The organism is Streptomyces sp. SID5785 (assembly GCF_009870065.1).
In the GTDB taxonomy this organism is placed as follows: domain Bacteria; phylum Actinomycetota; class Actinomycetes; order Streptomycetales; family Streptomycetaceae; genus Streptomyces.
In genome coordinates, this window is record NZ_WWIA01000267.1 from 1 (window position 1) to 12,494 (window position 12,494).

Annotated in this window: 13 protein-coding genes; 6 read left to right on the top strand and 7 right to left on the bottom strand. The window is 73.5% G+C overall.

Annotated elements, in window-relative coordinates; translation table 11 throughout:
- The first annotated feature begins 11 nt into the window (after window positions 1-11).
- Window positions 12-428, top strand: a complete 417-nt coding sequence (locus GTW43_RS08465) for a DUF937 domain-containing protein (protein ID WP_161301027.1) — start codon at window positions 12-14, stop codon at window positions 426-428.
- 173 nt (window positions 429-601) lie between these two features.
- On the opposite strand, the gene GTW43_RS08470 is transcribed toward GTW43_RS08465, so the two are convergent.
- The 3 genes from GTW43_RS08470 to GTW43_RS08480 are packed head-to-tail and all read right to left on the bottom strand — an operon-like array spanning window position 602 to window position 3,755.
- Entirely contained in the window at window positions 602-1,447 is an 846-nt protein-coding gene (locus GTW43_RS08470) for a sugar phosphate isomerase/epimerase family protein (protein WP_161301016.1), read from the bottom strand.
- Complete coding sequence (locus tag GTW43_RS08475) at window positions 1,444-2,601, bottom strand: dihydrodipicolinate synthase family protein (RefSeq protein WP_161301017.1); 1,158 nt, start codon at window positions 2,599-2,601, stop codon at window positions 1,444-1,446. Before GTW43_RS08475 ends, GTW43_RS08470 begins: the two co-directional genes overlap by 4 nt.
- On the bottom strand, window positions 2,598-3,755 hold the full coding sequence (locus tag GTW43_RS08480) for a Gfo/Idh/MocA family oxidoreductase (protein WP_161301018.1): 1,158 nt from the start codon (window positions 3,753-3,755) through the stop codon (window positions 2,598-2,600). Before GTW43_RS08480 ends, GTW43_RS08475 begins: the two co-directional genes overlap by 4 nt.
- A gap of 205 nt (window positions 3,756-3,960) precedes the next feature.
- Here GTW43_RS08480 and GTW43_RS08485 point away from each other — a divergent pair, with 205 nt between their 5' ends.
- Together GTW43_RS08485 and GTW43_RS08490 are read left to right on the top strand one after the other, a co-directional pair.
- Complete coding sequence (locus tag GTW43_RS08485) at window positions 3,961-5,007, top strand: LacI family DNA-binding transcriptional regulator (protein ID WP_161301019.1); 1,047 nt, start codon at window positions 3,961-3,963, stop codon at window positions 5,005-5,007.
- Window positions 5,008-5,347: 340 nt separating this feature from the next.
- The gene (locus tag GTW43_RS08490) at window positions 5,348-5,956 is read left to right on the top strand and encodes a hypothetical protein (protein ID WP_161301020.1); all 609 of its coding nucleotides are present in this window, start codon (window positions 5,348-5,350) and stop codon (window positions 5,954-5,956) included.
- Between the two features lie 97 nt (window positions 5,957-6,053).
- Here the strand turns inward: GTW43_RS08490 and GTW43_RS08495 are convergent, their stop codons facing one another.
- From GTW43_RS08495 to GTW43_RS08505, 3 genes are all read right to left on the bottom strand, one after another.
- On the bottom strand, window positions 6,054-7,112 hold the full coding sequence (locus GTW43_RS08495; RefSeq protein WP_161301021.1) for a vWA domain-containing protein: 1,059 nt from the start codon (window positions 7,110-7,112) through the stop codon (window positions 6,054-6,056).
- Between the two features lie 95 nt (window positions 7,113-7,207).
- The gene (locus GTW43_RS08500) at window positions 7,208-7,735 is read right to left on the bottom strand and encodes a GNAT family N-acetyltransferase (RefSeq protein WP_161301028.1); all 528 of its coding nucleotides are present in this window, start codon (window positions 7,733-7,735) and stop codon (window positions 7,208-7,210) included.
- A 17-nt stretch (window positions 7,736-7,752) separates the two neighbouring features.
- Entirely contained in the window at window positions 7,753-8,481 is a 729-nt protein-coding gene (locus tag GTW43_RS08505) for a class I SAM-dependent methyltransferase (protein WP_161301022.1), read from the bottom strand.
- Window positions 8,482-8,659: 178 nt separating this feature from the next.
- Here GTW43_RS08505 and GTW43_RS08510 point away from each other — a divergent pair, with 178 nt between their 5' ends.
- Window positions 8,660-9,598 (top strand): helix-turn-helix domain-containing GNAT family N-acetyltransferase, encoded by a 939-nt coding sequence (locus GTW43_RS08510; protein ID WP_161301023.1) that lies wholly within the window; start codon window positions 8,660-8,662, stop codon window positions 9,596-9,598.
- 48 nt (window positions 9,599-9,646) lie between these two features.
- On the top strand, window positions 9,647-10,447 hold the full coding sequence (locus GTW43_RS08515) for a sugar phosphate isomerase/epimerase family protein (RefSeq protein WP_161301024.1): 801 nt from the start codon (window positions 9,647-9,649) through the stop codon (window positions 10,445-10,447).
- On the opposite strand, the gene GTW43_RS08520 is transcribed toward GTW43_RS08515, so the two are convergent.
- Window positions 10,431-11,417: an EamA family transporter gene (locus GTW43_RS08520; protein ID WP_161301025.1), complete on the bottom strand. Its 987-nt coding sequence runs from the start codon at window positions 11,415-11,417 to the stop codon at window positions 10,431-10,433. The genes GTW43_RS08515 and GTW43_RS08520 overlap by 17 nt on opposite strands.
- A gap of 121 nt (window positions 11,418-11,538) precedes the next feature.
- Here GTW43_RS08520 and GTW43_RS08525 point away from each other — a divergent pair, with 121 nt between their 5' ends.
- Window positions 11,539-12,450 (top strand): LysR family transcriptional regulator, encoded by a 912-nt coding sequence (locus GTW43_RS08525; protein WP_161301026.1) that lies wholly within the window; start codon window positions 11,539-11,541, stop codon window positions 12,448-12,450.
- Window positions 12,451-12,494 lie beyond the last annotated feature (44 nt).

Genomic DNA, 12,494 nt, shown 5'->3' on the forward strand with positions numbered 1-12,494 from the left:
TCGGACAGCCGCTGGAGCGGGACGTACTCGACGAGCTGGGCGACGACCGGCTGCGTGAGCTCGCGGGCCTGCTCGGGACCGACGCCTCCGGCGCCCAGGACGTCGTGGGCAGCACCGTCTCGGCCCTGTCCGGCGGGCTGCGCGAGCGCGCCGAGGAAGGGCCCGAGGGGGCCGCCGAGGTCCGGGAGGCCCTCGCGGACGCGGAGCAGCAGCCGCCGCCACTGCAAGGGGTCGCGACGCTCGGCGGGCTCGGCGGGCTGGCCGGGGGCGGCCTGATGGCCGGACTGCTGTCCCGGCTGAGCCGGCCCGTGGCGACGGCCGTCGCCAAGAGGACGGGGTTGCCCGTGGCGAACGTGGCCCGGGGCATCGAGATGCTGATCCCGGTGATCCTCGCGGTCCTCAGCAAGCGGTCGTCCCGCAAGCGCTGACCGCGTCGCGCACCGGGCCCGCCAGGGGCGTGGGGACTGCGCGACCAGCCACGACACCGCAGCGCCCGGCAGAGTGGTCGAACCCCTACGGCGGGAGCCGAGGCGTAACCCGATCGGCCCCGGCGGGGGACGGGCTCACATCGGCGCGGGCCGACGCCCCCGCGCCAGAGGCGTCAGTGGGGCTCGGCCAGCGCCCCGAAGCGGGACACCGTCTCGCGCAGGACCTCCCTCCCGTCCCGCGCCCACAGCCCGTCGTTGAAGAGCTCGACCTCGACCGGCCCTGTGTAGCCCGCCTCCCGGACGCACCGCCACCACCCCGCGAGGTCGATGACGCCGTCCCCGAGCTGCCCCCGCCCGTTCAGCACGCCCGCGGGCAGCGGCGTCACCCAGTCGGCGAGCTGGAACGTCGCGATCCGTCCCGCCGCCCCGGCCCGCGCGATCTGCGCCGGTACCCGCTCGTCCCACCACACGTGGTACGTGTCGACGCACACCCCGACCTGCTCCGCGGGGAACCGCTCCGCGATGTCGAGCGCCTGCCCGAGCGTGGAGACGGCACAGCGGTCGGCCGCGTACATGGGGTGCAGCGGTTCGACCGCGAGCCGCACCCCGCGCTCCTCGGCGTACGGGGCGATCTCGGCGATCCCGTCCGCGATCCGTTCCCGCGCGCCGGCCAGGTCGCAGGACCCCTCGGGCAGTCCGCCGGAGACGAGGACGAGAACGTCGGTGCCGAGGGTGGCGGCCTCGTCGACGGCCCGCTTGTTGTCGTCGACGGCGGCCCGCCGCGCGCCGTCCTCGACGGCGGTCAGGAAGCCGCCGCGGCAGTGCGTCGTGACGTGCAGTCCGGCGTCGCGCAGCAGCCGGGCCGCCTTGTCGACCCCGTACGCCTGCACGGGTTCGCGCCACGTGCCGATGTGGCGCACGCCGGACTCGGCGCAGGCCTCGACGAGTTCGGGCAGCGAGAGCTGCTTGACGGTCATCTGGTTGAGGGAGAAGAGCGGGTGGGCCGGTGCTGCGGTCATCGGGTCACTCCGTACAGGGCGAGCAGCTGTTTCATCCGGGCTTCGGCGCGTCCGGGGTCGGGGAACAGGCCGAGTCCGTCCGCGAGTTCGTAGGCCGTCGCGAGGTGCGGTAGCGAGCGGGCGGACTGGAGGCCTCCGACCATCGCGAAGTGGTCCTGGTGCCCGGCGAGCCAGGCGAGGAACACGACGCCGGTCTTGTAGAAGCGGGTCGGCGCCCGGAACAGGTGCCGGGACAGCTCGACGGTCGGGTCGAGGAGGGCCCGGAAGCCCGCCGTGTCCCCGGTGTCGAGGACCCGGACGGCCTGCGCGGCGAGCGGTCCGAGCGGGTCGAAGATGCCGAGCAGCGCATGGCTGAAGCCGCGCTCGTCGCCCGCGATCAGCTCGGGGTAGTGGAAGTCGTCGCCGGTGTAGCAGCGCACGCCCTTCGGGAGTCTGCGGCGCAGCTCGATCTCGCGCCGCTCGTCGAGCAGGGAGACCTTGATGCCGTCGACCTTGTCCGGGTGCGCGGCGATGACCTGGAGGAACGTCTCGGTCGCGGCGTCGAGGTCGGTGTCGCCCCAGTACCCGTCGAGCGCGGGGTCGAACATGGGGCCGAGCCAGTGCAGGACGACGGGTCCGTCGGCCTGGCGCAGCAGGTGTCCGTAGACGTCGAGGTAGTCCTCGGGTCCGCGGGCGACGGCGGCGAGCGCCCTCGACGCCATGAGGATCGCCTGCGCGCCCGTCCCCTCCACGAGCGCGAGTTGTTCCTCGTACGCGGCCCTGACCTGGGCCAGGTCCGTCACCGGCCCGGTGAGCTGGTCGGTGCCGACGCCGCAGGCGATGGCTCCGCCGACGGACTGCGCCTCGGCGGCCGACCGTTTGATCAGCTCGGCGGCGCCCGCCCAGTCGAGGCCCATGCCGCGCTGGGCGGTGTCCATGGCCTCGGCGACGCCGAGCCCGTGGGACCACAGGTGGCGGCGGAAGGCGAGGGTGGTGTCCCAGTCGACGGCGGCGGGCCCGTCGGGCGTGGTGTCGGCGAACGGGTCGGCGACGACGTGGGCCGCCGAGTAGACGACGCGCGAGGCGAGCGGTGCGCCGGTGTCGACGGTGAGCGGCGCGCGGCGCGGCTCGTACGCGCGCAGCTCTCCCGTGCTGTCGGGCAGGTGGATCGTCACAGGGTGATCTCCGGTACGTCGATGCGGCGGCCCTCGGCGGAGGACTTCAGGCCGAGCTCGGCGAGCTGCACGCCGCGGGCGCCGGCCAGCAGGTCCCAGTGGTAGGGCGCGTCGGCGTAGACGTGCTTGAGGAAGAGCTCCCACTGGGCCTTGAAGCCGTTGTCGAACTCCTGGTTGTCCGGAACCTCCTGCCACTGCTCGCGGAAGGAGTAGGTGGCGGGGATGTCCGGGTTCCAGACGGGCTTGGGGGTCGTACTGCGGTGCTGGACGCGGCAGTTGCGCAGACCGGCGACGGCGGAGCCCTCGGTGCCGTCGACCTGGAACTCGACGAGCTCGTCGCGGTTGACGCGCACCGCCCAGGAGGAGTTGATCTGGGCGATCGCGCCGCCGTCCAGTTCGAAGACCCCGTACGCGGCGTCGTCGGCGGTGGCGTCGTAGGGCTTGCCGTTCTCGTCCCAGCGCTGCGGGACGTGCGTGGCGGCGAGCGCCTGCACCGTCCGCACCCGGCCGAACAGCTCGTGGAGCACGTACTCCCAGTGCGGGAACATGTCGACGACGATGCCGCCGCCGTCCTCGGAGCGGTAGTTCCAGCTGGGGCGCTGGGCCTCCTGCCAGTCGCCCTCGAAGACCCAGTAGCCGAACTCGCCGCGCACGGAGAGGATCTGACCGAAGAAGCCGCCGTCGATGAGCCGCTTGAGCTTGCGCAGGCCCGGCAGGAAGAGCTTGTCCTGGACGACGCCGTGCTTGATGCCGGCGGCCTGGGCGAGGCGGGCCAGTTCGAGCGCGCCCTCCAGTCCGGTGGCGGTCGGCTTCTCGGTGTAGAGGTGCTTGCCGGCGGCGATCGCCTTCTTGAGCGCCTCCTCGCGGGCGGAGGTGACCTGGGCGTCGAAGTAGATGTCGATGCTGTCGTCGGCGAGGACGGCGTCGAGGTCGGTGGAGATGTTCGCCTCGTCGAGGCCGTGCCGCTCGGCGAGCGCCCTGAGGGCGTGCTCGCGGCGGCCGACCAGGACCGGCTCGGGCCACAGCACCGTGCCGTCGCCGAGGTCGAGTCCGCCCTGTTCGCGCAGGGCGAGGAGGGAGCGGACGAGGTGCTGGCGGTAGCCCATGCGCCCCGTCACCCCGTTCATGGCGATGCGCGCCGTCTTGCGTGTCACGTGAGTCCCTTCGTCCGGCGGCGGCGCCGCGGGTCCTGCGGCCGGCGTGCTCCGGCGGCCGCGACAAGTCCCGGCCGCATTTAGCAAGCGCTTTCTATCCGAGAAGAAGCTAGCCTCTGCACAGCCGCTCGGACAAGAGCGGGTACGCGACAGAGCCGGACGGGCTGCCACTCGGGCCCGGCCCCCGACGGAGGCTGACTCGACGATGACCGTGACCCTCGCGGACGTGGCCGCCCGCGCCCAGGTGTCCCCCGCCACCGTCTCGCGCGTCCTGAACGGCAACTATCCGGTGGCCGCCGCCACCCGCGAGCGCGTCCTGAAGGCCGTCGACGAACTCGACTACGTCCTCAACGGCCCGGCCAGCGCCCTCGCCGCCGCCACCTCCGACCTGGTCGGGGTCCTGGTCAACGACATCGCCGACCCGTTCTTCGGCATCATGGCCTCCGCCGTCCAGTCGGAGATCGTGGGCCCGGGCGGGCGCGCGGGCGGCGAACGCCTCGCCGTCGTGTGCAACACGGGCGGCTCCCCCGAGCGCGAACTCACCTACCTCACCCTCCTCCAGCGCCAGCGCGCCGCGGCCGTGGTGCTCACCGGCGGCGCGATCGAGGACGCGGAGCACGTCGCCGCCGTCGCGGGCAAGCTGCGGCGGCTCGCGGAGGCGGGCACCCGCGTCGTGCTGTGCGGACGGCCGCCGGTGCCGGACACCGACGCGGTCGCCCTCGCCTTCGACAACCGGGGCGGCGGCGTCGAACTGACCCGCCACCTCCTCGCCCTCGGCCACCGCCGCATCGGCTACGTCGCCGGCCCCGAGGAGCGCACCACGACCCGGCACCGCCTCGAGGGCCACCGCGCGGCGCTCGCCGAGGCCGGGGTCACCACGTCCGACGACCTCGTCGTGCACGGCCCCTACGACCGGGCGACGGGCCGCGCCGCGACCGCCGAACTCCTGTCCAGGGCCTCCGACCTGACCGCAATCGTCGCCGCGAACGACACCGTGGCGCTCGGCGCGTGCGCGGCGCTGCGCGAGGCCGGACTGCGCATCCCGCAGGACGTCTCGGTCGCGGGCTTCGACGACCTGCCCTTCAGCGCGGACGCGGTCCCCGCGCTGACCACGGTCCGCCTCCCACTGGCCGAGGCCGCCGCCCGCGCGGGCCGCATCGCCATGGGCCGCGAGGCGGCGCCGGCCGGCGGCGTGGACGTGGTGAGCGGTGAACTGGTGGTCCGGGGCTCCACCGCGGCGCCCCGCGCCTGAGAGGGTCCGGCGCCGCACCTGGCACGACGCAGACCACTTCTTTACTTTCACGTTACCTTCACTCCGGCCCCGCGCGTACCCGGCCCCCGGCGGCCTCCCGGTCGTTAGGGTTGCCGTCGAACGACAGGGGGCGGCCGGGGACTTCGCGGTCCCGGCCCGTTGCGGGTGTTCCACGCAGGCGTACCGCTGGGCCGGGAGATCGCCCGATGCCACGCGGCACACGACCGATCGTGGAGCCGGGGGCCCCGATCATCCGGGCCGCCGTGCGGCGGCTCTCGTCATCAGTGAGGTAATCGCAGTGCACAAGGGACGTATCGCGTTCGCGGCCATTCTGGTCTCCATGGGGTTGGCGACCTCGGCCTGCAACAGCGACGACGGCTCGTCGTCCGCGAAGGAGTCCCCCGCGGCCTCCGAGTCCGCCCCGGCGCCGGAGTCGTCCGAGCCGACCAGTGCCGCGCCGAGCGCCGACGGCGCCGACGGCGCCGAGGCCTCCGGCGACACCACGGCCCCCGGGACCAAGCTCAAGATCGGCGACCGGGCCGTGCTCCCCTACCGCTACACCGCCGACAAGAAGGGCACGGTCGCCGTCACCGTGACCGCGATCGACAAGGGCGCGGAGTCGGACATGGCCTCCTTCGGCGCCAAGGCGAAGGGCATGACCCCGTACTACATCCGGATGAAGGTGGAGAACGTCGGCGGCACCGACCTCTCCTACGCCTCGCTGAAGCTGGACGGGGTCCTCGAGGGCGGCGGCCCCACCGGCGTCATCCTGATCGGCGGCCTCCCCGGCAAGTGCAAGAGCGAGTCGGCGCCGTCCGACTTCAAGACGAAGGGCGCGTCCTACGAGACCTGTGCGCTCAGCGCCTCGAAGACCGGCCCGGTGACGGGCGCCTCGTACGACGAGGGCGACGCCTACAGTGACAGCCCCGTCGTGTGGTCCGCGGGCTGACTGTCGGCCGTACGGCGCGGCGGGCCGGCCGGTGGTGCGTCCACCGTCCGGCCCGCCGTGTCGCGTTCCCGGCGCCGCAAGGGGTGCCGGGCGGGGATCACAGCATGATGAGCAGCCGCGTGTCCGCCTTCAGTTTGCGATTCACGGAACGGCTCTGCACATACACCTCGAGCTTCGGATTGTTCCCCGCTTTCACGGACACCGTGCCCTTCACTCCCGAACCGAAAAGAAGGCTGCGCGCCGCGTCGCCCGTATAAGCGCGATCGGTGTCCTTCTCCACGACGATGACTTCCTTGTCGGGCTGCACCTGGACGCGCGCGCCCAATTGGTAATAGCAGGCGCCGCGCTCGTACGTGACCCCCGGATGGGAATTCACGAACGGGCGGATCTCCGCCTCCTTGTCGACCTTCAGCAGGCGGTACTTGTCCGCCGGTATCGGCTCCAGATTCGCCCGCACCTCGTCGACGGAGATGTCCTGGCCGACGGCGAACAGGTTCTTCGTGCCGCGCACGCCCTGCTCGCGCCCGCGCAGGAAGCTGGTGGCCGCGGCGCGCACGGTGCCGATGGCCTCCTCGACGCCCTGCTGGGAGTCGGCGTCCCATATCGCGATGTTCCCCGCGGGGAAGCCGTAGTTCTGCGCGGTGCGCTTGGCCAGTGAGTTCGGCACGAGGATCGCCGAGGTCCAGTGGCCGGGAAGGGCGCCCATCGTGGCGGTGATCCGGTCGAGCCACGGACCGAGGATCGACATGTCGCCGTCGTGCCGGCGGTCTCCTCCCGATGCGTTCTCCTCGCCGTCCGTGACCACGATCTGGAGGAAGCTGTGCTCCCCGTACTCCTCCCAGATGTGGCCCAGGTCGTCGAGCGACTTCAGCGAGGCCTCGATCAGCGCCGTCGCCCCGTTGTTCACCTTGTAGAGCCCTCGCATGGACGGAAGGTGCTTCACGTCCATGTCCCACACCAGATTCTCCACCCGGTGGTCGAAGGAATAGAGGCTGATCCGCGTCTCGTGCCCGAGGCTGTCCGACTCGGCCTTCAGACCGGCGACGAATTCGTCGACGACCCGCACGAGCTGGTGCTGGTGCTGATACATGGAACCGGAACAGTCCACGACCAGAGCGACGTGATTCACCTTGTGCTGGATCTTGCGCACAGACATGCCTACGCTCCCCCTCCGACGGGAATTCCCCGTCCCCCGAGTGATGTATTCACTCTAGGGGCGACCACTGACAACGCCGGGTCGCGAACTCCCCCTCAGGAAGCGAGCGCCTTTTCGCGCAGGACGAAGGACTTCGGGACGCCGCCCGGTTGGGGCTTGCCCTGCTTCCGCCCGACGGCCCGGTAGCCCGCCGCCGCGTAGTACGCGTTCAGCGGCCCGTTGCCCGCCAGACAGTCGAGCCGCACCAGCGACCGGCCCGTCCCGGCGACCCGTCGCTCCGCGGCGCGCAGCAGTTCCCGGCCCGTGCCGGGGGGTGCGGCAATGCGGTCGGTCATCAGGCGGTGCACGTATCCGGCCGGGGTGTCCTGCGGGCCCCAGGCGTCCTCGTCGCCCCACCACAGCTCCCACGCCCCGGCCACCCGGCCGTCCGGCGTCCGCGCCAGCCACACCTCGCCGTGCTCCATGACCCGGCGGAAGTGGTCGGCGCCGAGTTCGCCTGGCTGCCACTGGCCGGTGATCCCCCGGGCGTGCATCCAGCGTGCGGCCGCATCCCGCAGTCGCACCAGCTCCGCGAGGTCGGAGCCGGAGTCTGCCGAGGCGCGCCGGCAGTCCAGTCCCGGCACGGCCGCCGTGGCACCGCTCACCGGCGCAGCACCAGCGTCAGGAAGCCGAAGCTGTCCCGGTAGGTGTGCAGCCACTCGTCGCGGCGGGCGTGGGACCACGCGAGGAGTCCGGCGCTCTCCGGGTCGTCGGGGTGGTCGAGCGCCCAGGCGGCCAACTCGCCCCACAGCGACCACTCGTAGGCGTCCAGCTCCTGCCGGGTGCTGGCGTGGCCGTTCACCGGTACCCAGCCCTCGGCCACGACCCGGTCCACCGTCGTCGCCAGGTCCGTGAAGTCGCCGAGCATCTCGACGGCCTCCGCGGTCGGCTCGCTCAGCCAGTACCCGTCGCCGATCAGGACGCTGCCCCCGGCCGCCAGCCGGGTGCGGGCCGCGGCGAGCGTGGGCAGCAGCCCGCCGAACGCGTGCGCCGCGCCCACGCTCAGGACCAGGTCGAACGGTTCCGGCGCCACGTACTCCTCGGCCTTGACGCAGTGCAGCTCAAGCCGGTCCGCGACCCCGCGCTCCTGCGCCGCCGCCCGCGCCAGCGCCAGCGCCGACTCCGACGTGTCCACCCCGACCGCCCGCAGCCCCGGCCGCGCCTCCAGCGCCCGCAGCAGCCACTCCGCCGTCCCGCACCCGAGATCGAGCACCCGGCCGCCCTCCCGGGGCAGCGCACCGTCCAGGAGCCGGCTCACGGAGGTGTCGTCCAAGGGGGACTTGATGGGGTGCGCGGCATGGGCGAGGTTCGAGATCTGCTCAGGATTCATCCGCGCAGCCTCCCAAGGCGCCCGCGCCCGCGCATCCGCTTTTCCCGCGGGCCTCGTGGCACACGACGCCGAGCCGAGACGGTCGCCCCGGAGAGCGCGGCCGTGGACGGGCGGCGGGCATCGGCGTAGGCTGACGGGACCCTCGATCTCTGACTGAGTCAACTGTCTGAGGTGTCGCATGACCGTCGACGACGTCCGGTCCTTCAACCGCTTCTACACGAATGTCATCGGGGCGCTCGACTACGGCCGCCACCTGTACGCCCCGTACACCCTCACCGAGTCCCGGGTGCTGTACGAGCTCGCCCACACCGAGCAGGTCGACGTGGCCGATCTGCGGACGCTGCTGGCGCTCGACGCGGGGTATCTGAGCCGGATCCTCGGCAAGTTCGAGCGGGCGGGGCTCGTCGAGCGGGCGTCGTCCGAGACGGACTCGCGGCGGCGGCGCGTCACGCTCACGCCGGACGGGCGGGCCGCCGCGCACCTGCTGGACGAGCGGTCGCAGGCGGCGGTCGGCTCGCTGCTCGCTCCCGTGCCGGCCGCGGACCGCGCGCGGCTGTCCGAGGCGCTGCGCACCGTGCGCGAGGTGCTCGGCGACGGCCGCGCCGCCCCGCACGAGGACAACGTGCTGCTGCGCGACCCCGGCCCGGGCGACCTGGGCTGGATCGTCGCGCGCAACGGCGCGGTGTACGCGGCCGAGTTCGGCTGGAACGCCGAGTACGAGGGGCTGGTCGCCCGGATCGTCGCCGACTTCGCCGAGGACCACGACCCGTATCTGGAGCGGGTGTGGATCGCGGAGCTCGACGGGCGGCCGGTGGGCTGCGTCATGTGCGTACGGGACGCGGCTCCCGGGACCGCGCGGCTGCGGCTGCTGCTCGTGGAGCCGGGGGCGCGCGGGCTCGGCGTCGGGGACCGGCTGGTGCGTGCGGTGATCGACTTCGCGCGCGGGGTCGGCTACCGCGAGCTGGTGCTGTGGACCAACGACGTGCTGAAGGCGGCCCGTTCGCTCTACCTGCGGCACGGGTTCGTGCTGGCCGGGGAGAAGCCGCACCGGTCGTTCGGCGCCGATCTGAACGGTCAGGACTGGCGGCTCCCGCTGCACGGCGCGGCCGGTGACTGAGCCGACTGAGCCCGCCGCGGCGGGGCGCCTCTGGGTAGGGTCCGCCTCATGAAACTGGCGTTCTCCACCCTCGGTGTCCCCGGCCTCCCCCTCCCCGACGTCCTGCGGCTCGCCACCGGGCACGGCTACCACGGGGTGGAGCTGCGCGCGCACCCCGAGGAGCCGGTGCATCCGGGGCTCGGCGCGGGCGAACGGGCCGACGCCGCCGCGCTGTTCCGGGCCGCGGGCGTGGAGGTGCTCGGTGTCGCCGGGTACGCGCGCGTGGCGGCGCCCGGCGCGGACGAGCCCGTCCTCGACGAGGTGCGGGCCCTCGTCGAGCTGGCCGCGGACCTGGGGGCCGGGTACGTCCGGGTCTTCCCCGGCGGCGGCACCGAGCAGCCGGGGAGCGAGGCGGACGCGGCGGCCGTGCGCCGGTTGCGCGCCGCCGCCGGGCACGCCGAGGCGCGCGGGGTGCGGGTCCTCCTGGAGACGCACGACTCGCACCGGACCGGTGCCGACGCGGCCCGGGTGCTCGACGGCGTCGGACACCCGTCGGTCGGTGTGCTGTGGGACCTCATGCACACCTGGCTCGGCGGGGAGCAGCCCACGGCCTCGTACGACCGCCTGCGCCCCCACCTGGGTTATGTGCAGGTCAAGGACATTGCGGGGCCCGACGACACGGTGCCGCTCGGGCTCGGCGCCGGGGTGCTGCCCCTCGAGGAGTGCGTGGAGGTGCTCAGCCGGGACGGGTGGGACGGCTGGCTGTGCTGGGAGTACGAGGCGCGGTGGTACGACGCGGCCGCGCCGCTGCCCGGGCTCCTCGGCGCGGGCCGGGAGCACGTGGCGCGGCTGCTCAACGAGGCGGCGTAGGCCGGAGGTCGGCACCGGCGGCACCGGCGGCACCGGTGACGTCGGCGGTATCGGCCGGTCGCGGGGCGCCGTCGGGTGCCGGGGGCTGCACGGCGGTGGCCGCGGGCGCCGTCCTTCTGCGCGGGCCCACCGAGGTGACCGCGACGCCGGCCACCAGGAGGGCGGCCGCGCACCAGCGCAGCGGGGTGACGGACTCGTCCAGGAAGAGCGCCGCCGCGGCCATGCCGAAGGCGGGGACCAGGAGCGAGTAGGGCGCGACCGTCGACGCGGCGTAGCGGCGCAGCAGCCTGCTCCAGGCGCTGAAGCAGAAGAGCGTCGACACGAGCGCGACGAAGAGGATCGCACCGGCACCGGGCAGGTCCAGGGAGCGGAGCGCCTCGGCGTCGGCCGACGGGCCCTCGAAGACGAGGGACAGCCCGAGGAGCGGCAGGACGGGGACCGTGCTCGACCAGACCATGAAGTTGAAGGGGGCGCCGGGCGACGCCTTGCGGGTGAGGACGTTCGAGACGCCCCAGAACGACGCGGCGACCAGGACCAGGGCGAACGCGCCGAGCGGGCCCGTGCTGCCCTCGTCGACCGCGGCCACCGCGATCCCGGCGAGCGCCACGGCCATGCCCGCGATCCGCACCCGGCCGGGGCGTTCGCCGAGGAACGCGCACGCGATCAGCGCCGTGAACACCGCCTGGATCTGGAGGACGAGGGAGGACAGGCCCGCGGGCATCCCGGCGTTCATGCCGAGGAAGAGCAGGCCGAACTTGCCGACGCCCAGGGCGAGTCCGACGCCGACGACCCAGCGCCAGGGCACGCACGGGCGGCCCACGAGGAACACGGCGGGCAGCGCGGACAGCAGGAAGCGCAGGGCGCAGAACAGCAGCGGCGGGAAGTGGTCGAGGCCGATGTCGATGACGACGAAGTTCACGCCCCACAGGGCGGCGACGAGGACGGCGAGGCCGGTGTGCGCGGGTCTCATGCGTCGAGGATCACGCGGACCGACCGTGTAGCACCAGCGAAGTCTGCTGCATGGTTGGATGTAGCCCTGCTGAAGAGTGCACGGGGTGCGGCGGGATCCGGAGCGGTACGGAGGCGGTCACATGCTCGATCTGCAACGACTGAGGGCACTGCACGCCGTCTGCGTCCACGGGAGCGTCGGCGCCGCCGCGGCCGCGCTCGGCTACACCCCCTCGGCCGTCTCGCAGCAGATCGCCAAACTGGAGCGCGAGACGCGCACGGTGCTGCTCGAGCGCGAGGGGCGCGGCGTGCGGCTGACCGACGAGGCGCTGCAACTCGCCGACACCGCAGGCGAGTTGATGGCGATCATGGAGCGGGCCGAGACCGGGATCGAGGAACGGCGCGGGGTGCCGGCCGGGCGGCTGACGGTCGCGGCGTTCGCGTCGGCGGCGCGCGGCCTGCTGCCCGCGACCCTGGCCGAACTCGCCGTGCGGCATCCGGCGCTCGACGTACGGCTGTCCGAGGTGGACCCGCATCTGTCGGTGGACCTCGTCGCCAAGGGGGCCGTCGACCTCGCGGTCGCCCACGACTGGGACATCGCGCCGCTGCCCGCCCCGGCCGGGGTCGAGCAGGCGGTGCTCGGGGACGACCTGTGCGATCTCGTCGTGCCGGCCGGGCATCCGCTGGCCGGACGGACGGCCGTGCGGCGGGCGGAGCTGGCCGAGGAGCGGTGGGTGTCGCAGCCGCCGGGGCGGGTGTGCCACGACTGGCTCGTCCGGACGATGCGCGGGGTCGGGGTCGAGCCGCGGATCGTGCACCAGGCGGAGGAGAACCCGACGCTGGCCGCGCTCGTGGGGGCGGGGCTCGGGGTGGCGGTGCTGCCGCGGCTCGGGCGGGGGGTCCTGCCGGACGGGGTCGTGGTGGTGCGGATGGAGCCGGTGCCGCGGAGGCGGTTGTACGCGGTGTGGCGGGGCGGCACCACGCGGAGACCTGCGGTCAGCGAGATGGTGCGGGTGCTGCGGGCTCGGGGGGCCGACTGCCTCGTCGCGGTCTGAACCCGGCTCTCCGTCCGGTGGGGCTTCTCGCGCAGTTCCCCGCG